This window comes from Cupriavidus sp., assembly GCF_057315035.1.
In genome coordinates, this window is record NZ_DBHKYV010000016.1 from 13,751 (window position 1) to 36,542 (window position 22,792).

General features: G+C 55.9%; 20 protein-coding genes. 10 read left to right on the forward strand and 10 right to left on the reverse strand.

The features are described 5' to 3' along the window. Window positions 1-85: 85 nt before the first annotated feature. A complete protein-coding gene (locus ACO550_RS19520; RefSeq protein ID WP_315593612.1) occupies window positions 86-700 on the reverse strand; it encodes a nitroreductase family protein in 615 nt (204 codons plus the stop codon). A gap of 182 nt (window positions 701-882) precedes the next feature. Between ACO550_RS19520 and ACO550_RS19525 the strand changes: the two genes are divergently transcribed. Then, the gene (locus tag ACO550_RS19525) at window positions 883-1,788 is read left to right on the forward strand and encodes a LysR substrate-binding domain-containing protein (RefSeq protein WP_315593613.1); all 906 of its coding nucleotides are present in this window, start codon (window positions 883-885) and stop codon (window positions 1,786-1,788) included. A 332-nt stretch (window positions 1,789-2,120) separates the two neighbouring features. On the opposite strand, the gene ACO550_RS19530 is transcribed toward ACO550_RS19525, so the two are convergent. The 3 genes from ACO550_RS19530 to ACO550_RS19540 all read right to left on the reverse strand — a co-directional run bounded on the left by ACO550_RS19530 (window position 2,121) and on the right by ACO550_RS19540 (window position 4,546). Next, window positions 2,121-3,014 (reverse strand): NAD-dependent epimerase/dehydratase family protein, encoded by an 894-nt coding sequence (locus ACO550_RS19530; protein WP_315593614.1) that lies wholly within the window; start codon window positions 3,012-3,014, stop codon window positions 2,121-2,123. Window positions 3,015-3,064: 50 nt separating this feature from the next. Then, entirely contained in the window at window positions 3,065-3,367 is a 303-nt protein-coding gene (locus ACO550_RS19535) for an antibiotic biosynthesis monooxygenase (RefSeq protein ID WP_315593615.1), read from the reverse strand. Window positions 3,368-3,637: 270 nt separating this feature from the next. Beyond that, on the reverse strand, window positions 3,638-4,546 hold the full coding sequence (locus ACO550_RS19540; protein ID WP_315593616.1) for a LysR substrate-binding domain-containing protein: 909 nt from the start codon (window positions 4,544-4,546) through the stop codon (window positions 3,638-3,640). A 101-nt stretch (window positions 4,547-4,647) separates the two neighbouring features. Between ACO550_RS19540 and ACO550_RS19545 the strand changes: the two genes are divergently transcribed. Beyond that, window positions 4,648-5,274: an NAD(P)-binding domain-containing protein gene (locus ACO550_RS19545; protein ID WP_315593617.1), complete on the forward strand. Its 627-nt coding sequence runs from the start codon at window positions 4,648-4,650 to the stop codon at window positions 5,272-5,274. Between the two features lie 92 nt (window positions 5,275-5,366). Further along, the gene (locus tag ACO550_RS19550; RefSeq protein ID WP_315593618.1) at window positions 5,367-6,944 is read left to right on the forward strand and encodes an alpha/beta fold hydrolase; all 1,578 of its coding nucleotides are present in this window, start codon (window positions 5,367-5,369) and stop codon (window positions 6,942-6,944) included. Between the two features lie 74 nt (window positions 6,945-7,018). Here ACO550_RS19550 and ACO550_RS19555 read toward each other — a convergent pair whose 3' ends face one another. From ACO550_RS19555 to ACO550_RS19580, 6 genes are all read right to left on the reverse strand, one after another. Then, window positions 7,019-8,158 (reverse strand): porin, encoded by a 1,140-nt coding sequence (locus ACO550_RS19555; protein ID WP_315593619.1) that lies wholly within the window; start codon window positions 8,156-8,158, stop codon window positions 7,019-7,021. Window positions 8,159-8,571: 413 nt separating this feature from the next. Next, entirely contained in the window at window positions 8,572-9,453 is an 882-nt protein-coding gene (locus tag ACO550_RS19560) for an NAD-dependent epimerase/dehydratase family protein (protein ID WP_315593620.1), read from the reverse strand. 136 nt (window positions 9,454-9,589) lie between these two features. Next, complete coding sequence (locus ACO550_RS19565; RefSeq protein WP_315593621.1) at window positions 9,590-10,363, reverse strand: SDR family oxidoreductase; 774 nt, start codon at window positions 10,361-10,363, stop codon at window positions 9,590-9,592. 72 nt (window positions 10,364-10,435) lie between these two features. Next, window positions 10,436-12,229: a TRAP transporter large permease subunit gene (locus tag ACO550_RS19570; RefSeq protein WP_315593729.1), complete on the reverse strand. Its 1,794-nt coding sequence runs from the start codon at window positions 12,227-12,229 to the stop codon at window positions 10,436-10,438. A 279-nt stretch (window positions 12,230-12,508) separates the two neighbouring features. Further along, window positions 12,509-13,588, reverse strand: a complete 1,080-nt coding sequence (locus ACO550_RS19575) for a DctP family TRAP transporter solute-binding subunit (RefSeq protein ID WP_315593622.1) — start codon at window positions 13,586-13,588, stop codon at window positions 12,509-12,511. Window positions 13,589-13,683: 95 nt separating this feature from the next. Next, window positions 13,684-14,112: a VOC family protein gene (locus ACO550_RS19580; RefSeq protein WP_315593623.1), complete on the reverse strand. Its 429-nt coding sequence runs from the start codon at window positions 14,110-14,112 to the stop codon at window positions 13,684-13,686. Window positions 14,113-14,698: 586 nt separating this feature from the next. Here ACO550_RS19580 and ACO550_RS19585 point away from each other — a divergent pair. The 7 genes from ACO550_RS19585 to ribB all read left to right on the forward strand — a co-directional run bounded on the left by ACO550_RS19585 (window position 14,699) and on the right by ribB (window position 22,752). Next, window positions 14,699-15,166, forward strand: a complete 468-nt coding sequence (locus ACO550_RS19585; RefSeq protein ID WP_485994944.1) for a flavin reductase family protein — start codon at window positions 14,699-14,701, stop codon at window positions 15,164-15,166. A 59-nt stretch (window positions 15,167-15,225) separates the two neighbouring features. After that, window positions 15,226-16,347, forward strand: a complete 1,122-nt coding sequence (locus ACO550_RS19590; RefSeq protein WP_315593625.1) for an LLM class flavin-dependent oxidoreductase — start codon at window positions 15,226-15,228, stop codon at window positions 16,345-16,347. Between the two features lie 118 nt (window positions 16,348-16,465). Continuing rightward, window positions 16,466-17,503: an alcohol dehydrogenase catalytic domain-containing protein gene (locus ACO550_RS19595; RefSeq protein WP_315593626.1), complete on the forward strand. Its 1,038-nt coding sequence runs from the start codon at window positions 16,466-16,468 to the stop codon at window positions 17,501-17,503. A gap of 36 nt (window positions 17,504-17,539) precedes the next feature. Further along, complete coding sequence (locus ACO550_RS19600) at window positions 17,540-18,313, forward strand: SDR family oxidoreductase (RefSeq protein ID WP_315593627.1); 774 nt, start codon at window positions 17,540-17,542, stop codon at window positions 18,311-18,313. Window positions 18,314-18,418: 105 nt separating this feature from the next. Further along, window positions 18,419-19,861: an NAD-dependent succinate-semialdehyde dehydrogenase gene (locus ACO550_RS19605; protein WP_315593628.1), complete on the forward strand. Its 1,443-nt coding sequence runs from the start codon at window positions 18,419-18,421 to the stop codon at window positions 19,859-19,861. 135 nt (window positions 19,862-19,996) lie between these two features. Next, a complete protein-coding gene (locus ACO550_RS19610) occupies window positions 19,997-21,901 on the forward strand; it encodes a sigma 54-interacting transcriptional regulator (RefSeq protein WP_315593629.1) in 1,905 nt (634 codons plus the stop codon). A gap of 149 nt (window positions 21,902-22,050) precedes the next feature. Further along, window positions 22,051-22,752, forward strand: a complete 702-nt coding sequence (gene ribB / locus ACO550_RS19615) for a 3,4-dihydroxy-2-butanone-4-phosphate synthase (protein WP_315593630.1) — start codon at window positions 22,051-22,053, stop codon at window positions 22,750-22,752. Window positions 22,753-22,792: the final 40 nt, after the last annotated feature.

Genomic DNA, 22,792 nt, shown 5'->3' on the forward strand with positions numbered 1-22,792 from the left:
TTCTCAATGCGGGCTGCGGAGCGATAGAAGGACACTCACTCGGCCTGAAGCACGAATTGAAATGCCCTTCCAAATAGCCCAGCAGTTATTCGAAGGCCAATACTTCAGGCACCGCTTTGCGCGGCTTCTTCGGCCAGTTCGCCGGCCCTGGATGTCCCACTGTGACCAGCATTACCGGCACATCGGTATCCTTGAGTCCAAAAGTCTTGGCGACTGCGACAGGGTCGAAGCCGATCATCGGTCCCGACACCAGCCCTTTGCCCTGCGCGGCCAACATGAGGGTCATTGCAGCCAACGAGCCCGAGCGAATGGCCTCGTCGCGCTGGAACGCCGAGTTGTCCTCGTACATGTTCTGTGCCGCGCCAATCCAGCCGTTGTAGATTGCATCGTTGATGATGCCTGCGTCGAGAGTCGGCTTCAGTGCAGTGGGCAGGGTGAGATGCGGTTGAAGCGTACCGCAGACAATGAACGTGACAGCGGCATCAATTATCTTCTGTTGACCAAATGCCAGCGGCAGCAGGCGTGACTTCGCCTCGTCGCTGCGTACCGCGATGAACTTCCAATTTTGCAAGTTGAACGCGGATGGGGCGTGCGTCGCCAGTTCAACGAGGTCAGAGATCTCTTGGTCCGTCAGTTGTCGCGTCTTGTCGTAGCTGTTAGCCGACACGCGGGCTTTGATCAGTTCGGAGATGTTCGGCATATCGAACTCCTTCTTCAGATATCACTTGGGAAACACGCGTGACTGAGGCGACACAGCTTGCCCCTGGCTGATTGAACCGAGCCGCCACGCGAGATAGGTGGTCGATATTGTTATGCCCTCACAAATGGAAGAGAATGACCAAAAATGAAAGCATCCCTTTCATAAATGAGAATTAAGCGAGTATGGATCTCAACGCCGTTCAAATGTTTGTCACCGTGGTGCAAGCTGGTAGCCTTTCGTCGGCGGCCGAGCGGCTCAACATTCCCCTCCCAACGCTCAGTCGGCGCGTTCGCGAACTTGAAAGGCAGCTTAGTGTTCAATTACTCGAGCGGTCTGCGCGAGGTACGAAACTCACTGAAGCCGGGATTCGGCTCTACGAACACGCCAACCGCGGCATCGAACTGCTGGTTGAAGGTGAGCAAGCCGTGGTTAGCGACCAGGCGCTCCTGAAGGGGCGTCTGCGGCTGTCGCTGCCGCAGACGTTTGAACCGTGGTGGGAAGTGCTATCTATATTCCAACAGCACTACCCAAATGTTCGACTGCATGTGTATACAACGGAACGTCGCGTTGATCTGATTGAAGACGGCATCGATGTGGCGCTACGAGTAGGATCTATTGCCCACGACGCTCTCGTGGCCAGGCGCATGCTCTCGTACCGGCACGTTCTAGTCGCAAGTCCGAAACTGGTCGCCAAGCTCGGTACGCCAAAAAGCCCGGACGACCTGCATCGGTACCCTTGCGCGATCTGGGGATTCGGCGGCATTTCGAATGGCCGCTGGCGATTGGGCGAGCATGATATTCAACCCGACGCGGTGCTATCCGCGAACGACTACGCCCACTTGCGTCACTGCGCGATAGCGGCCGAGGTCGTTACCGAACTGCCACCATTTCTCGCTGCGCAATGCATTCGTGCAGGGCAACTGGTCCCGTTGCTTCCAACGCACCCATTTCCCGAGCAACAGGTCAGCCTGCTCTACCCATCTCACCGGCATCCCTCTGCCATCGTCCGAACGTATTTGGATTTTTGTCAGTCGCGGACTTCCTGGTTCGCCGAAGCATGTAAGACACCTCAGGGGTTTCACGCGTAACGATGATGTGGTGACTGAACGAAATTAAAAACCCCCTCGTTCTTTTCATGACGAGTGAGTCGCTCCTAACGATATCAAAGGAAAGATATCCTCCCTTTATTTTCATATGTTTCCGGGAGGATATGAATCTTTTTTTCCTTTAAGAAATCCTAGACTGAGGGAATCTTGAACAACCGCCTTTCGGTGATCGAGTTTCGTCTCTTTCTCTACCTATCTTCGCCAAGATATTGGCCGCTTCGCAGTCGGGCAGCCAGGGAAGGAGTCTTGAGGTATGCCTCCACAATCTGCGAGTTGCCAACGCGACGCCCCATACGGGCTGTGGAAAGCGTCCGTTAAACGAGCATCTCTTGCTCGATCCAGTCGACAACCGAACTGAACTTTGGCCGCCAACCCAACTCGGCCCGAGCGCGAACGCCTTTGACTCTGCTATTTCCACCCAACGAGTAGCGTGCACGGTTATAACCCCAGATCTGCACCGCTTCTTTCTCAGACAAGCCCTCGCCTCTGGGCAGCTTCAGTCGCCTCGATAGTGCATCTGCGATGTCACCGAAGCTCGCATCCCCGTTCTCGACGAAATAGAAGGCATTGGCCGGTGCAGCAGACAAAGCCAAAGAATACAGGTCGGTCACGTCCGCAATATGCACGGTCGACCACCGATTCAGTCCACTTCCGACAACGCGGACGGAGCGATGATCCAGCGCGTACTTTACCAATGGCGGAATTTGTACGCTGTGTCGTTGAAGACCGGTTCCTTCTCCATAGATAAGACTGTTACAGAGTACGATTCCTCGGACACCAGACGCCTCGCGAACCAGCGTATCGATGGCAAACCGGGCCTGTTTGTCCGGCCCAACGACCAATGGCGTATCCTCAGTAAAGATTCGCGTTCCGGCATTGTCGCCGGCTGCGGGCTCGCCGATGAGACTCGTTCCGCTCGTGTGGATGAGCGGCTTTTCGCTTCCCGCCAACCCTCGAATCAACGCCTCCACCGCTTCCCGGTGATCACTGCTCGCCGCGTTGATCACAGCATCTGATTGACGCGCTTCATTCTCCAGGAGGGCGCTGTCATCCAGGTCGCCGAATACGGGTTCGACTCCCAATTGCATAAGATCATCTGCTTTTTCTCGGCTACGGACCAGCCCTCGCACCGTATGCCCCTCAGAAAGCAAATGAACGGCGACAGAGCCTCCAATGTACCCAGATGCACCTGTAATAAAGACTTTCATATCTCACTATCGGGTCGAAAGACAGATGGAGCGAAAAACAGTGGCTGCTGTTATTCCGTGAACGCAACATTCTTGAAATGTTCGACGAATGGCGGAATGGCGAAAAATGGGCCAACTACTTCACGCCATTTCTCGAACGCCGGAGATTCGCGGAATCCTTTTGTATGTGCCTCAACGCTATCCCACTCAATCAGTAAAACGTAGCGTTCAGTTGACTCAATGCTTCGCTCGAGCGTGTAACGCCGAAACCCAGAGGACTTGGACAGGATTGTTTCAAGCGCCATGCGAACAGCAGTTTCAAAGTTGGAGTTCTGGCCGGCGTGAATACGCAGATCGGCGATTTCGACAATCATGTAGGAGCTCACTTCAAAAAGGGATTAACGACCTTGTACCGAAAGCAACCGATACACCTTTGCGGTCATCCAGCGGCACGATGTGGCAAGCAGACTAACCGTATCGCTCTTTCACATATGACGTCAATATTTCACTAGTGAAGTTGCATCAGAAATGGCCGATTATCGGACAGGCGTGAAGTTTGGAGCTGAGGAAGCGCTAGCCGGTGGAGGTCTTAGGCGGACATGTTCGCAATGGTGGAGCCAAGGTCGTTTGCGATGGGAACGCTGTCAAACGGCGCCGCTCTGCGTCGAAGCCGGCCCGAAAACTTCCAAGGCAAAGTCCAAGAAGCTCTTGAGCTTGGGCGTCATTCGTCGGTCGGGAGCGTACAAGACATGCATTGGCCGCGAAGGTGCATCGTAGGACGGGAGAAGTCGAACAAGCCGTCCGTCGGTAAGTGCAGCCCTTACCACTTCCAAGGGCTGTAAAACAATCCCCATGCCTGCCAAAGCCGCGCACATCAAAGGTTCGTCATGATCTACCACGAGACGGCCGGAGACAGGGACAGTGACTCGACCATCAGGGCCGTCGAAAGCCCAATGCGTGCGCAGTTCGGTGTGGGCAAAGCCCAAGCATTCGTGAAACTGCAAATCGTTTGGCGTTGTTAGAGGAGGTCGGCCCTCCAAGTAGCCAGGTGCAGCGCACAATACCAAGCGGTAAGGTGCCAGCGGCCTCGCGATGAGCCCACTGTCTGACAGTTCGCCAACGCGAAAAACAACGTCAAAACCCTCCTCCGTGAGGTCGACTGCTCGATTACTCAGCCTCAGGTCGACTTCCACTAGGTGATTTCGCTTCATGAATGCAGGCAACTGCGGTGCCAAAGTGTGCATTCCAAAGCTAACAGGTGCGTTAACTCGTAGACGCCCCGTGGGGACTGCTCGAGTTGCTTCAGCCAAACTCTCTGCAGCCTCAACCTCGGCCAGGATAAGCCGCGCACGTTCGTAGAATGTTCGACCAAAGTCAGTGACACTTTGGCGTCGCGTCGTCCTGTTTAGCAGTCGCACCCCCAAACGCTGCTCAATTTGCTGGATATGTCGTCCGACCAACTGAGACGACATCTGCAACGCTTCGGCAGCCGCACTGAAGGAGCCAAGATCAACTGCCTTCACAAACACGGCCATGCCAGTGAGGCGGTCCATTTGAAACTCACACTTTCTAGTGAAGACTAATTCTAGCCATTTTTCCGAAAACTGCCTGAATCTACCATGAGAACTCATCGACTCTACTTAAGAGGTTGTCCATGAAAATCGCAGTCATCGGAACGGGCAAGATCGGCGCGGCTTACGCCAACGCGCTCGCTAAAGCACAAATTGAAGTCATCATCGGCGACCGTCATCAGGAAAAGGCTACTGCGCTAGCTCAAGAGATTGGCGACCAAGCGCAAGGGACCACTATTGAGAAGGCACTCGGGACAGCCAGCGTCGCGATTATGGCGCTACCCTACCAAGCCATCGTCGACGTAGTCGCTGAAACGAAAGGCTTGAACGACAAGGTGCTCATCGATGTGAGCAACCCCGTAAATGACGACTTCCAGAACTTGGTAGTTGGACTTACCACGTCGGCAGCAGAGCAAATCCAGGCTACTGCACCCAAAGCTCGGGTCGTCAAGGCATTCAACACCATCTTTGCCCAGTTGGTTTCTCCGGACGCGCGGGAAGGCCGGAGCCTTCAAGTCTTCATCGCCGGCGATGATCCGGATGCGAAATCCGTCGTTCACGAACTGGCAAAAAGGCTCGGCTTTATCGGCGTTGATGCTGGCGGTCTACGCAACAGCCGCTTTCTGGAGCCGGTTGGCATGATGAACATCCAGTTTGGGTTCTTCCTTGATGCGGGACCGACTACGGCTCCGTCTTGGGCTCACGCATAACCGACAACGTCACCATTAGGCCCTTGCCTCAAGCTACTCCTCAACCTTACATGCTGCGCCCTCTACTCGCCTGCCTTGGGATGCTCCTTATCATGTCAAATTCCTTCGCCGAATCAGCAATAAAGGTGCTTGGCAAGGACTTCAAATTTCCTAACCGGATCGAAGGTCTTCCGCACACCCTCTCTCACTTTTCAGACCTTGAGATACAAAGATTCAAAACGTCCGACGGAGTTGAACTGGCGTATTGGGAAGCCGGCCAAAAGCAAGCTCAACCTCTGATCTTCATCCCTGGCTGGTCTGCAAGCGGCGCCGACTATGTCAATGTGATGTATCTGCTCAGCAAGAACTATCACGTCTTCGTTCTCGATCCGCGCAACCAGGGTCTATCTCAACGGGTTGAACACGGCGGCAGAATTTCTCGGTTCTCAATGGATCTTAAGGAATTCTCTGACCACCTCGGCCTAGCCAAAGCCGACTATGTCGGCTGGTCGATGGGCGCAGCAGTACTTTGGAGTTACATCGATCTGTTTGGTACGCGTGGAATCAAAAAGGCCGTATTCGTAGATGAGCCGGTTTCGATTTACGCCCATCAGGACTGGAGCGAGCAAGAAAGGATTCAAGCAGGGGGAACCACTACCTCGCCTGAACGCATGGTCGCCGGGTTCACCCGCGGAGAGCCACTCAACAGCCTGGTGACCGACTTGCTACCCTGGCAACGCGCGGCCTTGAAAGATTCTCCGTATTACGCCAACTCATCAGCATTTGCGAGTGAGTTCATCAAGAACGATCCGCAGGCGCTTGGAAGAGTGTTGTTCGACCACATCATGAATGACTGGCGAGACGTCATTCGAAGCAAGATCGATATCCCGGTGGCGATCTTCACCGGTGAGGAGAGCAACAATTTGCCAAGCCAGCGGTGGATTCACAGCACGCTGCCCGGCTCGAAGCTCTATGTGTACACATCGAAGGAGCAGGGTGACCACTTCTTGATGCTAAAGAATCCGGTGAAGTTTACAGCCGACCTCGCTAGCTTCCTATCGGACGGCACGGCTCACTCCCCCCACTCCTACCGATTGTCCGGTGTCAAGCTTCAATCGACGACATATCTGGGAGGGCCGGCATTGGAACTTCGAATGCCCTCCTCAAGTTACCAAGATGCAAGTAAGGAAACTCTCAGCGACCGCGACTTCATGGCCTGGTTGCCGGTTGATTTTCATGATGGGACTGTCGAGGTGGATATTGCCAGCGACCTGGCTCCTGACGCTCCTGACTACGCTAGAGGGTTCGTCGGCCTCACCTTCCGTATCGACGACCAAGGAAGGTTCGAGAGCATTTACCTGCGCCCAACCAACTCCAACGCAGACGAGCAATCCCGGCGTGACCATACCGTACAGTACGTCGCGTACCCCGACTTCCGCTTCAATCGCTTGAGAGCTGAAGCCCCTGGCAAATACGAAACACATGCCAACATCGGTCTAGGAAGATGGATTCACATGAAGCTCGTTGTTGTCGGAAACAACGCGTCGCTCTTCTTAGATAACGATCCTGAGCCAACATTAGTTGTGAACGACCTAAGGCTTGGCCCTCGGCAGCACGGCGGGGTTGGAATTTGGCTTGAGTCGGGCACGGTCGCTCACTTCCGCAATCTTGTGGTAAAGCAAGCAGACTGAGTATCAAAAACCTGTTGGCTGCCGGGGCAAAGTTGTGCACCCACCCATCGCCCCGTCAGCCACGCATCACCGCACTAGAACTTGTGGCGAATGCCCAGCGCCACACCCACCATGTTGTTCTTGCCAGCCCCAGGAAAGTATCCGTTCGCGAAGCCGATGGTCGACGTATCAAAGTTCAAGCCGGAGTTCTTCGCAAAGGCTGTCGTAAGGTAGACATCGGTGCGCTTCGAGAAGTTGTAATCTGCAATGAAAGAGACTTGCCAAGGATTCGCTGGATTCGTCGCCGCCCCCGAGCTACTAAGCTGAATGCGCTTTACGTCATCGTAGTACCACGCGGCAGTCAGGGTTACGGCGGGCGTCGCCTGATAGTTCACACCTATCCAATAGAGGTCATCGCGCAGGAAAGTAGCGCTGTTGATGTTGTAGTTGTTCTTCCCCCAGCGGTATCCCCCCATCACTTTCACTGTCTGGCCGAAAGAGTAGCTTGCCGCGACCGCCGCCTTTTGAGTTTTACCGACACCGGGGTCGCCAAAAGCAGTCATCGATGGATGGTACACGTCATATCCCACACCGAGCCCGAACCGATCGGATAAGTAATAGATACCGGTCCCATATCCGCTATCGCGGCTGAATTGGCCGGGTACCTCACCATTTCCGAAAACGCCATTTCCGAACGACCAGTGCGCGCTGAGTGTGATGGGTCCGAGGACACCCGTGTACTTCGCGGTATTGTCAGAACGAAAGTTGAGACCAGTCATGGCAATCACCGGTTCGTACTGGGTCGCAAATGCCGTCGGCGAGAAGTTGGCCAGCGCATCGAACATTGACGTGTATTGCCTTCCCAGCGTGACCGATCCCAGTGCTTTGGACTCCAGGCCGACAAAGGCCTGCCGGCCAAAGAGTCTCCCGCCCTGTTGGGTCGAACCGTCGTCGCTACCGTAGCCACTCTCCAACACGAAGAGCGCCTTGTTTCCGCCACCAATGTCTTCTTCGCCCCGCAACCCCCATCGCGTCCCTGCCAAACCACCAGACGATATTGCAAACTTGTTCCCGGCCTTGCCGGGAAAGCCCGGGCTCCCCGGAGGCACGGACGAAACGTTGCTTACATACTCGATATTCGTATCGATAACGCCGTAAAGAATCACACCCGATTGCGCCCAAGCGGGTACAGCGCATCCCATGAGGGCGCCAATAATCAAAGACTTCTGTTTCATGCCGCAATGTCTCCTCGTGCCTTGGTTTTTTGATGGTCGGCGATGACCATCGGCACGGGATCGCAGACTCCATGCCAGGAGTCCGTTCCTTATCAATCAGATACTTAGGAGACCTTCGCTAGTTGCAGCCGCGACAGCTACGCAACGGACGTGTCGCATAGTGCATCAATGTGGCTCACCTGGAGACCTGCTGTCGCTAGGGCTAAGCCTTCGGGGGCGTCCACGCGCGCAACGCAAGACCCCTTTAAGATGCAACGCCTTCTTATGGTATTGAGATGGCCTTCCATTAAGAGCGTGTTACCTGAGCGCCCGATAGATCTATCAGCTAGGTTCTACTGCCCGTCAAAAAAATGGGCTCAGCATTGCCGAGCCCATAACGCCACTGCCTCAATTGATTTTGAGAACGCCACGATCTACACGGGCATCTCGTTTCGAATCCATTCCAGGACCGAATGATGTGCTGGTCGCCACGCTAAATCGTTCTTTGCGCGTTCGGCTTTGACGAGACTCTGACCTGCCAGGGAGTACTTCGCCCGATTGACACCCCAACGTTCGATTGCCTCCGCCTCTGACAACCCTGGTCCGCATGGAAGTTTCAATCGCGCCGCGATCGCATCGCGGATCTCTACGAACGACGCATCTCCACTTTCGACAAAATAGAATCCCTTGGCTTCCGATCTTTCCAAGGCAAGTCTGTACAGTGCAACTACGTCATCAATGTGCACTGTGGACCAACGATTGAGACCTCTACCAACTACACAGACACTGCCGGCTTCGCGCGCAAATTGGACCAGCGGTGGAACCTGAACGCTGTGTGGCTGCATAACAGGACCGTCACCATAGATAAGCGCATTGCACAAAACGACGCCGCGAATACCTGCCGTGGTGCAAACAAGCATATCGATGCTATACCGAGCCGCCTTGTCCGGACCGATTACCAAGATGTCACGATCCGAGAAAGCGTGCCCGCAGCCTAGTTCGCCCCATAGGGGTGCGCCAACGAGGCTAATGCCACTCGTGTGTAGCAATGGTTTCCCGCTTCCCTCCAACCCTTCAATCAGAGCTTCGACAGCAGCTCGATGGTCACTGCTAGCAGTATTGATGACCCCATCAGCACGCGCTGCCTCACTCTTTAGCAGCTCAAAGTCGTCAAGGCTCCCTAGTACAGGCTCTATGCCCAATTCGCGCAGAACTTCGTTCTTCTCTTCATCGCGGACGAGGCCACGAATCGAGTATCCCGCTGAGACGAGGTTAGCGGCCACAGAGCCACCGATGTACCCTGTGACCCCTGTCATGAATATGTTCATAAGTACGCCCTGCCTATAGTTAGCCAGAAACGGCTAGCATCCTTCCGTCGAAACTAGCCTTTGCGCATGTGAGCCCACACCGTGGACTAATTGGAGTTAGTCATCCACATCCCACTCGATACGCTTAGTGAATATGGCTTCCACCATTGACATCGATGGTGGCACCAGTGACGTACGCCGCAAGGTCGGAGGCGAGGAACAAGCAAGCACCCGCAATGTCTCGCGCGCGTCCCGCGCGCTTCATTGGGATTGCTTCAATGATCTCCTTGAACTTCGCTTCGGAGACGTTTCCGTCCAACATCCCGGTCTCGGTCATAGACGGACACACGACGTTCGCGCGGATCCCTTGGGGACCGAACTCCCGGGCAATGGTGCGCGTCAGGCTAATGACACCACCTTTTGAAGCCGCATAGTGTGCACCGCCCACAAGTCCGCCACCGCGCTGTGCAGCAACCGAAGCAACGTTGACAATAATCCCCTGCTTTTTCTCGACGAACGTATGCAGGACACTCTTGCACAGATTGAAGGCACCCTTCAGGTTCACATCCAAAATGAGGTCATAATCCGGCTCCGAAATCTGAAGCAGCGGTTGCGACTTCACGACAGCGGCGCTGTTCACCAAACAGTCGAGCGTCCCGAATCGCGCCATCACGGTTTCGACGAGACGCGAACAATCCTCGGCTCGACCGATATCGCACTGGACGCCCAGGATCTCGACGCTGTGTCCGACCTTACGCTCGATCGACGCGCGAATCTCCGTCGCGACCTCCTCTCGCATTGCCAGGTCAACCACCACCAGCTTCGCACCATGCTCCGCGAACAGCTCCGCGGTGGCATAACCAATGCCGCGCAATGATGCGGCTCCAACAATGACACAGACCTTATCTTTGAGAAGCATCTTTCACATCCAAACAAATTTGAGAAATTTCGCCCACTCGCCGAGCGCACTTGGCTCAGTTCGTTCAACGCCTCACAGGAAGCCAGTGGAAATCCAAGGCACCGCCGCGATCAAGATCGTTCCCGCGACTAAAGCCGCCAGATATCCCAGAATCGGCCGAATTCCTTCGTTGGGATGAACACGCGCGATCGCGCAAGCTGAGTAGTAGCCAACACCAAACGGCGGCGCGAAGAGACCGATGCCCATCGAGAGAACTACCACCATGGAGTAGTGGATTTCGTTGATGCCAAACTGCTTGGCGATCGGAAACAGCAAAGGTCCAAAAACCACGATTGCTGGAATACCTTCGAGCACACTTCCGAGGACAATGAATGCAACGATAGACACAGCGAGAAAACCGACCGCTCCTCCTGGCAGCTGTGACATTGCTTCAGCTAGTTGATGCGAGAAACCAGACTGTGCAAGTGACCATGCCATGCCAGTTGCAGTACCGATGATGAGCAGGATTGCGCCAGACAGAACTGCCGTGTCCACCAGCGCCGGCCATACCCTTTTGAAATCGAACTTCCTATAGATCAGCAGGCCGACCAGCACGGAATAGACAATGCCGATGGTGGATACTTCCGTCGCCGTCGCTACGCCTTCGACAACTGCCGCACGAATAAGGAATGGGAGTGCCAGCGCAGGAAAAGCGGCCAGCAAAGCGCGGCCAATCTCCTTGCGGGTAGCGCGCTGAACTACGGGCATCGCAACGCCCCTGCGGCGGTACCACACAACCCCGACCAGAAAGGCGGCCAACACAAGCCCTGGCAGAAGGCCGCCAGTGAAAAGAGCCGCGATTGAGATGCCGGTAACCGACCCGATGGTAATCAAGACGATGCTGGGCGGAATTGTTTCCGTCTGCGCGCCTGTCGCAGCCAGAAGTGCCAGCATTTCTCCGTCCTTTGCCCCTCGCTGGCGCATCTCGGGAAACAGTACAGGGGCGATAGCCGCCATGTCTGCTGCCTTCGAACCAGAGATACCGGAAACCAGATACATTGCCCCGATCAACACATATGAAAGGCCGCCCTTCACATGGCCGAGCAGCGACGCTAGGAACTGCACCATCGCCCGCGCCATGGAAGTCATCTCCATGATCAGTCCCAAGAAGATAAACAAGGGCACGGCAAGCAGGATAAGGTGCGACATCCCTTCATCCATGCGTCCGACCAAAACGATGGTTGGCGTGCTGGTGGTTAGCGCAAGATACCCAAACGTCGCGAGCCCGAAGGAGAAGGCAATTGGAACTCCCGCAAACACTAGCAGTGCCACAATGCCGACGAAGAAGATCAGTAGATTGATGTTTCCAAGATCCTCGAATGCGGGTTGCACAAGCAGCATGCACACTGCGACTAGACCTACGATTGCCACTGCTCCCGCAAACAGTCTCCAGTTCGCGACTTCTGCCAAGCGCAGGAGCGAAGCAACCACCATCAGAACAACCCCGCATGGCAATGCAGCTGCACGCCAAGCGTTCGAAAGCCCCAGGGATGGTGTCGTTACGATGACTTCTTCAGCGGCGAACTCGAATGCAGGTTCGACCACCATCAGTAGGAATGCGCCCGCCGCCACAATGGCCAAGACATCCAGGAACGCACGGCGACTAGGCGAAGCAATGTCGACCAAAGCAGTCATTCGCATATGAGTGCCACGACGCAATGCAATGACCGATCCCAACATTGCCAGCCAGAGAAATAGAATCGAGGCCAGTTCATCCGACCAAATCAATGGCTGATGAAAGACATAGCGACATACGACGCCGGCGAACAGCAATATTATTTCGGCGAGCACCAGCAGTGCTGCCGGCACTTCGGTAACGTAGTCCATGCCGCGACTGAAAACGGTCAGCCAGGCAAGACGACTGTTCTGGCGATGCTTATTGCCAGAATCGCTTCCCTCAGGTGTCAGCTTCGTGGTGGTGTCCATACTTTTTAGATGCAGCGATGTCATGGTTGTTCGCCCTAGTTTGGAGTCGTGTCGGGTGAGATGCCCCGCTAGCTCACACCTTCAAAAAGACGCTCGCTACTAGGGTGTTCAAGCACGATTTTGTTGCGCACGCGATAGCCATATCGCGTGCGCGATCACGCGGGCAGAGACCGCGTTACGTCAGGCTAGGCGACCCGAATACTTCTCGAGAATGGCCCAGGCTTCCGGTCCGAGCTTCTGTTTCCATTCCGCGTAGTAACCGGCTTTTTGCAGATTCGCACGGAACGGCTTGCCGTCAACGCTATTGAATGCCATGCCCCGACCCTTCAAGGACTCGACCAGCGACGCATTCAACGCAGCGTTCTCGACGCGTTCTTTCATGGCGTGGGCGTCAAAGGTTCGATTAGCCAGTTGCCGCAGGTCCTCAGGGAGTGCCTCCCACGAGCGCTTGTTTGCACACAGCCAAAAGCCGTCCCATGCATGCGACGTGAGAGAGCAAGACTTCTGCACTTCGTAGAGCTTTGCGGTTTCAACTACTGCGAGGGGATTCTCTTGGCCGTCAACGATCTTTGTTTGAAGCGCGGTATAGAGCTCACCGTAGTTGATGTTGGCTGGCGCGGCCCCCAAAGACTTGAAGAGCGACGTCAACATTGGGCTCACCGGCACCCGGATCTTCAACCCTGCGAGATCCTGGGGAACGCTGATCCCCTTTCCACTTGTCGTGACATGGCGGAATCCGTGATCCCAGATCTTTGCTTGGGGCACCAGATTGACCTTCGCGAAGGCATTCCGGATGTGAGCCCCGAGCTCGCCGTCCATTGCGTTCCATACGGTCTGGTAGTCAGGGAATGCGAATGCTGCGACGTTGATCGAAGCGACCGGCACAAGGGTTCCCCATACCAACCCGGCGGTACTTACGAAGTCGATGGCACCCGAACGCACCTGAGCGATGGTGTCGGTATCGCTTCCAAGCTGGCCATTGGAAAAGACCTGAATATCAAGCCGGCCGTCTGACTCTCGCAGAATATCCGCACATGCGGCTTTGAGACCGATGGGAATTGGATGCTTGTCTGAAAGGGAGATAGCCAGCTTGTACTTGAACTTTCGAGTATCAGCTGCCCGTACTACTGCGGGAGCTAGCATGCTGCCCGGGACGATCGCAGCACCCGCGAGCCCGACAACCTTCTTCAGTGCGTCACGACGATTGAGATTCGCCTGCGGCGTGATGGCGTTGGCCTTGGCGGCCTTGAGGTCGCTCATGCTTGTCTCCTGTTCTAATTTCTTGTTCACGTCGCTTTTGGACGCTTTCGCTTGCATCGAGAAACCGGACAAGTGGCACTTGTCCGGCACTTTTCTTACCCGCCAAAAACTCCGGGCTGGTGAACTTCAATCACGTTCCCATCCGGATCTTGCAGAAAGACTTGGTGCCAACCTGCAATCGCCCACCGGCCATAGTCCGAATAGCGGATACCAAGCTTGTCGAGCTTCGCCTTGAAGCCCTTGATGTCATCTGTGCGGAAACAGAAGTGACCTCGCGCCATCGGATTAACGATCTGATTCATCTTGAATCCGGTATTCAGATCACGCTCGGCCCAGTGAAACTCGATAGCCCCGTCGGTCAGGAAATCCACGTTACCGTTGTAGCCGCTGGCATCGCTTTCTGCGTTCACCCGCGTGTGCTCCTCGTCGCGAATCGTGCCCAGGTCAAAAAGCGTTTGATAGAACTTGGTCAGGCGCGGCAGGTTGTCCGTGCACAGGTTCATGTGGTGAAAGTTGAATTTCATGTCGTTCCTCTTGCATACGAAAGTTGCGGCGCGGGCGGCGCCAACTTGTGTCGCGCCAGCTCTTTTTCACCAGGAGCGAAACAGGCTGATGAGCACATGGAGGTAAGGTATGCGTATTCATCTATGAAGTCAATGATGCATAGGTGAAAACACCTACCTCTAGACGCACGAAATTTTCGGGCTCGTTGACCCCTTATTTTCCAGCCTTTAATGGGATTTCGCCGCACGTTCCCCACCTCACCCCCAATAGGCTGCATTCATATACGCGTGAAGTCTTTTGTGTTTGAAAGCGAAGTGGCGTGATGCACGAGAGCGCGATCCCTTGCTGTTTGGAACGATAGCCCCGCTGGGTTGTCGTCGAGTGCGCCCTGCACAACGAGACAGTGGTGTCGCATGGGTGTCGCAGGGTGGACAGAGGGATCAAATCTAAGCTACTGATTTTTAATGACTTTTGTGCTGGCACGGCGTGTGCGCTATTCGAGTCGAGATCAACTCTCAATCCGAGGTGGCCCAAATGTCGTCAGTACCTATTTCTCCGATCCAGACCGCCGATGAGCAGTCCCTTGCATCGGACTTCCGGAACGCAATGCGACGGATCGCATCCTCCGTCACGTTGGTCACAAGCCGTGACGCAGAACTTCGGCCACACGGGATGGCGGCGTCCGCCGTCATTCCCGTGTCGATGGATCCTCCGTCGATGCTTGTCGCCGCAAACCGCAGCTCCGGCCTCCATCCGGTGGTGCTGGCGAATCGGCGCTTTTGCGTGAACGTGCTTGGCGAGGCACATCACGAATTGCTCGCCCCATTCTCACAGAGCAGCCGACGAGAAGAGCGTTTCGTGTCCGGAGATTGGCAAGAGGGCCCGCACTCTCTGCTCTACCTTCCGACGGCCCCAGCCGCAGTGTTCTGCGAACTGGACCAACAGATCGACTACAGCACGCACACGTTGCTCATCGGCCGCGTTATCGGCGTGCGGCTGTACGACGAAGTCATTGACCCGCTTCTATGGTTCAACGGCGCCGGCGCACGTGTTTCTCGAGCGCTTGCTGCTTGAAGTCTGAAAGCACTCATCCCTGGGCGACTTTGCCCAAACAAAACTGAAAGGAGACAAAAATGAAATTCGGCCTGTTTGGAATGCCGCTGCATCCCCCCACTCGCCCGATGTGGGAAACCTGCGAAGAGAACGCGCAGAAGATCATCTACGCGGATGAACTCGGTTTTGACGAGGCTCTCATCGGCGAACACACATCCTGCACTACCGAGCCTATTGCCTCGCCGCTCATCTTCCTCGCGTCGGTTCTGCGACAAACGAAGAACATCCATCTTGGCACGGGCGTTATTGCGCTACCGAACCATCATCCGGCACTCGTCGCTGCAGAAGTCGCTCAGTTTGACCATATGGCAAAGGGCCGCTTCATCTTCGGGATTGGACCGGGCGGCCTGGCAAGCGACATGGAGATGTTCCAAGTTCAGGACAACGCCTATCGCACTGAACGCATGATGGAGTCCATCGACACCATCATGAAGATTTGGGCGCAGGATCCTCCGTACGATATTCAGGGCAAGCACTGGAACATCTCGCTAAAAGACAGCGTCATTCCGGAGCTAGGCATCGGTTACATGCCCAAGCCTTATCAGAAGCCGACGCCGCCGATCTCGATGACCGCGATGTCGCCATTCTCGGACAGCGTCAAGGTCGCCGCAGCACGTGGATTTGGGGCCATGAGCGCAAATTTCTGCCCCGAATACGTCATTGCCAGTCATTGGAAAAAGTACACCGAAGGCTGTGAGCTTGCGGGCCGAGCTCCCAACGGCGACCAATGGCGGGTTGCGCGGAATCTTGTCATTGCCGAGAGCGACGCAGAAGCGTTGGATCGCGTTATGGATCCGAAGGGCAGCAGCTACTACTACTTCGAGTATATGTGGCGCGTCCTGAAAGCCGTCAATTACACGGCGGTAATGAAAGACGACCCTAAGCAGCCCGATGATGAGGTGACAGTTGAACAGCTGATTAATAGCATGGTCATTTACGGATCGTCGACGACCGTGCTGGACAAGCTCATCGCCTTCCGTGAGCGGACCGGTCCATTTGGTGGCCTCCTGATGGCATCGATGGACGGCTCCGGCAAGAATCGCGCTTGGGAATGGGAAACGATGCGTCGCCTGGCCCAAGAAGTCATGCCGGGACTGCGCTCGGCGACCTCGACACAGGAGAAAGCGGCACTCGCCGCCTGATGTAGCCCTCCGAAGTTGTTCTGCGGTGCCTTGGAAATTGATCCTTCAAGGCACCGCTGCCGACAAAACAAGTAGCTTCCCCTCTCGACAGAAAAGGATAACGACTATGCGAGCTGCGGTGTACTACGGCAACAACCAACTACGTATCGAAGATGTTCCTGAGCCTAAGGTATCCGATGGCCAGGTGAAAGTAAAAGTCAGCCGCAATGGCATCTGTGGTACCGATCTTCATGAGTTCTACGATGGCCCCATCTTCGTCCCACAAGACCGCCCGCACCCACTAACTGGGAAGAAGCTGCCCGTGGTCTTGGGCCATGAATTCTCGGGCATCGTAACCGCGGTTGGCCCTGGTGTAACAGGCGTAGTGGAGGGCGATAAGGTCGCCATCGAGCCGATCTATCGATGCGGAGACTGCCGTCCTTGCCGGACGGGCTACTACAACGTCTGCAACTGCATTGGATTTCACGGACTAATGGCGGACGGAGGCATGGCCGAGTACACCGTCGTTCCTCAGAACATGGTGCATAAGCTTCCAGAAAGCATTCCCGTCGAGATGGGCGCACTTGTCGAGCCAATGTCCGTTGCCTATCACGCCGCGACTCTCGGGAAATTGACCGACCAAGGACGCGCCCTGATTTTCGGCGCAGGTCCCATCGGCATAGGTCTTTGGTTCGCGCTCCGCGGCATGGGCTTGACCGAAATCGACGTAGTCGAACCGTCGGAAACGCGACGACGCGCCATCGAAGGCCTCGGTGCGCGCACGTTGGATCCTCAAACCGTCAACGTCTCGGAACTGATCGCTGACCGAACGAATGGGGCGGGAGTCGATGCTGCATTCGATGCAGCGGGGGTACCGGCTGCCGTGTCAACAGCTATCGACTGCCTTGGCGAGCATCGCCCACTCGTAAGTGTGGCGATCTACGACAGACCAATGCCCACGCCCTTGCTGAACCTGGTACTCCGGGAACGGAGCATTCAAGGGACCATTTGCTACACCGAGGCTGACTACCAGGCCGTTATCGACCTTATGGCACGCGGTCATTACCAAACGACAGGGTGGGTTGAGACGATCCCGATGAGCCATCTCATCTCGGAAGGGTTCGAAGCACTTCGAGCAGGCAGAAAAATGAAGGTTCTTGTGGACCCAACTCTGTAGAAGCCAAATCACAACTAATACATACAAGGAGACAGCATGACCGTTGCACACATCACCGGAGCCGCCCGCGGCATCGGAAAGGCTATCGCGCTTCGACTAGCCCGAGACGGCCACCACATTGCCATTTCCGACCTGCCTTCTATGGCAGAGGAACTTCGAGTGACTCGTCGGGAGATAGAAGCGCTTGGCGTCAGGGCCATCGATTTGACCGGCGACGTTTCCGACCACAAGTCGGTCCGGAAACTTGTGCGCGACACCGCTGAGCATCTTGGCTCGCTCAACATCATGATTGCCAACGCGGGAATCGCCCAGACGAAAGCCTTACTGGACGTTAGTCCTGAAGAGTACGACCGCGTCCACGCGGTGAACGGACGTGGAGTATTTCTTTGCTACACCGAGGCCGCCAGGTTCATGATTGAGCAAGGAACTGGCGGAAAAATCATCGGTGCGTGTTCAATCGCAGGTCACAAAGGTTTTCCTCTTCTGGGCGTCTACTGCTCGTCCAAGTTTGGTGTCCGCGCCTTGACCCAAGCGGCTGCGCAAGAGTGGGCGAAGCATGACATCACGGTTAATGCATATTGCCCGGGGATCGTGGACACCCAAATGTGGGTGGAAGTTGACGCCGACCTAGGAGCCATCAATAAAGTTGGCAAGGGCGAGTCCATGAAAGCCATGGCCGAAGGCATAGCACTCGGACGGGTATCGACCGGCGCAGACGTTGCGGGCCTGGTGTCGTGGATGGCTGGCCCCGATTCCAACTACACAACAGGACAAGCAATTCTAGTCGACGGCGGCATGCTGTTCGTCTGACTCGACGGCATCGCTCTACCACCTTTTCCGTACGGCCCCGTGTAGCGGGGCTACTCGCATTTTTTCTACGGTGGCTAACACCGGCCAACATCATGAGGAAACACCATGATCTATCCCAATACCCAGCTTTTTATTGATGGCCAGTGGATGGAAGCCGGCTCTGGACGTTCACTCCCGGTTCTTGATCCCGCTACTAACCACGAAATTGGCCGCGTTGCTCATGCAGGCACGGACGACCTTGAGAATGCAATCGCTGCTTCGCAGCGCGGATTCGAAATTTGGCGCCGCACCACCCCCGCGGTTCGGAGCAAGATCCTCCGCGACGCGGCCCAGAATTTACGGGAAAGAGCGGATTCCATCGGGCATCTGCTGACCCAGGAGCAAGGCAAGCCCTTGAGGGAGGCTGTAGCGGAAACGAACGCAGCGGCAGACATTGTCGAATGGTTCGCTGACGAGGGGATGCGAACTTACGGGCGAATCGTCCCATCACGCACGGATCAGCGGATTTGCCAGATGGTACTTAAGGATCCGGTCGGACCAGTCGCGGCATTCACACCTTGGAACTTCCCGATTCTGCAGGTTGTGCGAAAAGTCAGCGCTGCTCTGGCGGCCGGCTGTTCAATCATCGTTAAGGGTCCGGAGGAGACGCCAGCATCTCCCGCTGCCCTTGTCCGAGCATTCGCCGACGCAGGCCTGCCTTCCGGTGTGCTGTCCCTAGTCTATGGCGACCCCGCTAAGATCTCCTCGCACCTTATCGCCCACCCGATAATCCGCAAGATCACGTTCACCGGTTCCACGCCGGTGGGCAAGCAGCTGGCCGCCTTGGCCGGCCAGCACATGAAACGAACCACTATGGAGCTTGGCGGGCATGCGCCGGTCATTGTGTGCGATGACGCAGACGTGGAGGTTGCAGTTCGCACTATCGGAGCCGCCAAGTTTCGGAATGCTGGCCAAGTATGCATTTCGCCCACACGGTTCCTGGTCCACGCCGACATTCACCATGCGTTTTCCAGCGCCCTGGCCACATACGCCAAAGGTTTATCCGTCGGCAACGGTTTGCTGCCGGAAACAAAAATGGGGCCGCTTGCAAACGAGCGACGTATCACCGCTATGAAGGCGCTCACACGCGACGCGATGGAGCGTGGCGCCCATCTATTGGCGGGTGGGGAGCAACTGGGCGAAGACGGGAATTTTTGGTTGCCAACGGTACTAGATAACGTTCCCAAGGACGCCAAGGCGTTTAATGAAGAGCCGTTCGGACCACTTGCCGCGATTCGCTCCTTTGAACGGCTCGACGACGCCATCGCCGAAGCTAATCGACTTCCCTATGGCCTGGCCGCGTATGCATTTACCGGCTCCCTGCGAAACGCCGATGTCTTAGCCCGATATGTCGATGCGGGCATGTTGTGGGTCAACATGGCGGCAGCGACCTCCGCAGAACTCCCATTTGGCGGGGTGAAGGATTCTGGCTTCGGGTCTGAAGGCGGGCCGGAAGCACTAGACGCATACTTGACCGCCCGCGCCGTCTCCGTGTTCAACGGGGTATGAGACTAGCGACTATCAAATCCACAATGCGGCTGAAGCCGCATTCTTCACAAGCCAGATCCTAGGAGCAGCTGAACACCCTGAAGTATCATTTCAGAATCACACGAACCGCAAAGGTTCGGGATAGGAGACATGTAAGTGGACCGCAATCATCCCGGACGGGAATTGGTCCTGGCGAATCATGGCCAGACTATGCCTGCGACACCGGCGCAGGTTGATAGCAGCGTCCTTGCGTCTTGGGACCGTTGCGTTGAAACACATAACTTGAGTCCGGACCGCATTGGGCGCCCGTTGGTTCTGACGGCTACTGAGATCCAGGATCACCGTGAGCCGGTAGCCGAGTTGTTGGCTCTTTCCCAGGGCGAAGTTCAACGTTTATTCGACCTTCTGTCAGAGCAGAGTTATGTCGCCTTGCTGACTGACGCGAATGGCATTGCCCTGGACTTTCGTTCGCATGATCTCGCGCGTGATGCCTGCCAGGCCGCCGGCGTCCTGCCCGGGTCTCTCTGGACGGAGGAACTGCAAGGAACGAATGGAATCAGCCTATGTATTAGAGAGCGCCGTCCAGTCTCGGTGGTGATGGGCGACCATTTCGCTGCGACCCTGGGCAACATAAGCTGTACCGTGGCGCCGATTTTTGGCGCATATGGTGAGTTGGTTGCTGTACTCAATCTCACCACACTTCTGCCATCGGACCACATTACTCAATCCGTGGTCCGCAAGGTCGTCGCTGCCTCTGCTCGTCGCATAGAGAACTTGTTTTTCGATCAACGCAACGCTAGCAATTCTATTCTGCGCCTCTCCCATTACGGCGACTTCGGCGACATGGCAACCGAGGCCAGGCTTGCGCTTAACGGCTCAGGTTCCATCATCGATGCGACACCATCGGCCCAGCAGATGCTTGCCTCGCATGGCGTGCAGCTCATCGGAAAGCCCTTGGCAGCGATTCGTGGCATGGAGGACTGGTTGAACACAATCAATCGGCGAGATGCAACTTTGCACTCGGACGAAGGAAAGCTCTTTCTACGCCTGCAGGAGTCAAGCGCTCACCGTTCGTCACATGTCCTACGCCCGGCAAAGGCTCCGCGCGTAGGGACAATGGATCGTCCGTCGATTGACGATCTCGTGGGTGATGATGAAGCAATCAGGGAGTCGATTGGAATCGCAAGGCGTCTTGTTGCCCATCGCGTACCAATTCTTCTGCAGGGTGAGACGGGCACAGGAAAGAGCGCTCTCGCGAGGGCTCTGCATCTTGATACAGGCGGAGATGACAGTAAGTTTGTCTCAATCAACTGTGCGGCTATCACATCCGAACTCATCGAAAGCGAACTATTCGGCTACAGAGCAGGCGCGTTCACTGGTGCCTCTCGCCAAGGCTCACGCGGTCGTCTGTTAGAGGCTGACGGTGGCATGCTTTTCCTCGACGAGATCGGGGACATGCCAATTGGACTTCAAACGCGCCTTCTTCAAGTACTGTCCGATGGCGAGTTTGTGCCGGTCGGCGCCACACAACCGGTGAGAGTCAACTTCGCGCTCGTTGCCGCAAGCCTGCACGACATTTGTCAACTGGTAAAAGAAGGCCGCTTCCGCGAAGATCTGTATTTCCGTCTTGCGGGCGCGACCGTGCGACTTCCCGCCTTGCGCCAGCGCGAGGATCGAATCCACCTCTTCGATAAGTGCTTCGAACAGGCGGCTCGAAATCTTGGCAAGCGCACACCGAAGATTGATGAGCAGGCGCGCAGAGCCTTGGCAGCCCACGCCTGGCCAGGGAATCTACGCGAACTTCAACATGCAGCGCGCTTTGCTCTAGCAGTCGATACAGATGATGTAATTGGAGTGCAGGACCTTCCCGGTCCACTGGGGGGCTCTGGCTGTGGTGAGTCAACGTCCAGGATTCGCAGCAAACGAGACAGCATCGAACAGACGCTGCAGAAGTACCATTGGAACGTTTCACTTGCGGCAACGAACCTAGGAGTGTCACGATCTACGCTGCACCGGCAGATGCGCGAACTTGGCATCGAAAGGCCAGAAGACAAAGGCTAAGGCCGACTTCCGACGCGCTGCGACGCAAGACTGTCGCAGCGCGTTTTAGGCGCGACACTAAGCGCCCCCCTCGCCCTAGATTTTGCAAGGGTTCCTCTCTGGCACATATCGTGCTGTCTCTTCATACCAACATCAAAAATGGAGACATCATGGAACTCGTCAAACCCTTAGCGCGCACTGAAACATCCAGTATTGAAACCGCCTTGATGGCCATGGCTGCTGGCCGCCCTGTTGTCGTCGCAGATGACGAAGATCGCGAGAATGAGGGGGATCTGATAGTCGCTGCAGAGTTCGCGACTCCCGAAACCATAGCGTTTATGGTGCGCTGGACAAGCGGCCTACTATGTGTGGCCCTGCCGCCCGCGCGAACGAGGGAGTTGGACCTTCCGCTCATGGTCGAACGAAATACCGACTCTCATCAGACAGCGTTCACCGTCTCCGTAGATTTGAAGGCAGGTACCACTACGGGGATTTCGGCTGCCGAACGCGCAGCAACAATTCGAGCGTTGGTGGATCCTGAAGCTAAAGGAAACGACTTTACCAGGCCGGGCCACGTGTTTCCTTTGCGCGCAGTCGCCAACGGTGTTCTGGAACGCCCCGGACATACAGAAGCAGCAGTAGACCTGGCACGGCTGGCGGGACTGCGACCCGGTGGAGTTATCGCCGAGCTTGTGAATGATGACGGGTCAATGGCACGATGGCCCCAGCTTGTGGAGTTTGCGGACCGGCATGCTCTCCCTCTTATCACCATCAAGCAACTGATTGCCTACCGGAGCCGACTTGATGGGGAGGCAGGCGCGGTCGACGTGAGCTTGGGAGAGCTCAACTGCATGGCAGCATTGGCAGCTTAGTGCCTATAAGGTGCGCCACAAAGTGGCGCATTAGGCGCAA

Bases quoted from the DNA above. Each gene is read 5' to 3' on its own strand.
- ACO550_RS19520 (WP_315593612.1), bottom strand. From the start codon at position 700: ATGCCGAACATCTCCGAACTGATCAAAGCCCGCGTGTCGGCTAACAGC.
- ACO550_RS19525 (WP_315593613.1), top strand. From the start codon at position 883: ATGGATCTCAACGCCGTTCAAATGTTTGTCACCGTGGTGCAAGCTGGT.
- ACO550_RS19530 (WP_315593614.1), bottom strand. From the start codon at position 3,014: ATGAAAGTCTTTATTACAGGTGCATCTGGGTACATTGGAGGCTCTGTC.
- ACO550_RS19535 (WP_315593615.1), bottom strand. From the start codon at position 3,367: ATGATTGTCGAAATCGCCGATCTGCGTATTCACGCCGGCCAGAACTCC.
- ACO550_RS19540 (WP_315593616.1), bottom strand. From the start codon at position 4,546: ATGGACCGCCTCACTGGCATGGCCGTGTTTGTGAAGGCAGTTGATCTT.
- ACO550_RS19545 (WP_315593617.1), top strand. From the start codon at position 4,648: ATGAAAATCGCAGTCATCGGAACGGGCAAGATCGGCGCGGCTTACGCC.
- ACO550_RS19550 (WP_315593618.1), top strand. From the start codon at position 5,367: ATGTCAAATTCCTTCGCCGAATCAGCAATAAAGGTGCTTGGCAAGGAC.
- ACO550_RS19555 (WP_315593619.1), bottom strand. From the start codon at position 8,158: ATGAAACAGAAGTCTTTGATTATTGGCGCCCTCATGGGATGCGCTGTA.
- ACO550_RS19560 (WP_315593620.1), bottom strand. From the start codon at position 9,453: ATGACAGGGGTCACAGGGTACATCGGTGGCTCTGTGGCCGCTAACCTC.
- ACO550_RS19565 (WP_315593621.1), bottom strand. From the start codon at position 10,363: ATGCTTCTCAAAGATAAGGTCTGTGTCATTGTTGGAGCCGCATCATTG.
- ACO550_RS19570 (WP_315593729.1), bottom strand. From the start codon at position 12,229: ATGGACTACGTTACCGAAGTGCCGGCAGCACTGCTGGTGCTCGCCGAA.
- ACO550_RS19575 (WP_315593622.1), bottom strand. From the start codon at position 13,588: ATGAGCGACCTCAAGGCCGCCAAGGCCAACGCCATCACGCCGCAGGCG.
- ACO550_RS19580 (WP_315593623.1), bottom strand. From the start codon at position 14,112: ATGAAATTCAACTTTCACCACATGAACCTGTGCACGGACAACCTGCCG.
- ACO550_RS19585 (WP_485994944.1), top strand. From the start codon at position 14,699: ATGCGACGGATCGCATCCTCCGTCACGTTGGTCACAAGCCGTGACGCA.
- ACO550_RS19590 (WP_315593625.1), top strand. From the start codon at position 15,226: ATGAAATTCGGCCTGTTTGGAATGCCGCTGCATCCCCCCACTCGCCCG.
- ACO550_RS19600 (WP_315593627.1), top strand. From the start codon at position 17,540: ATGACCGTTGCACACATCACCGGAGCCGCCCGCGGCATCGGAAAGGCT.
- ACO550_RS19605 (WP_315593628.1), top strand. From the start codon at position 18,419: ATGATCTATCCCAATACCCAGCTTTTTATTGATGGCCAGTGGATGGAA.
- ribB (WP_315593630.1), top strand. From the start codon at position 22,051: ATGGAACTCGTCAAACCCTTAGCGCGCACTGAAACATCCAGTATTGAA.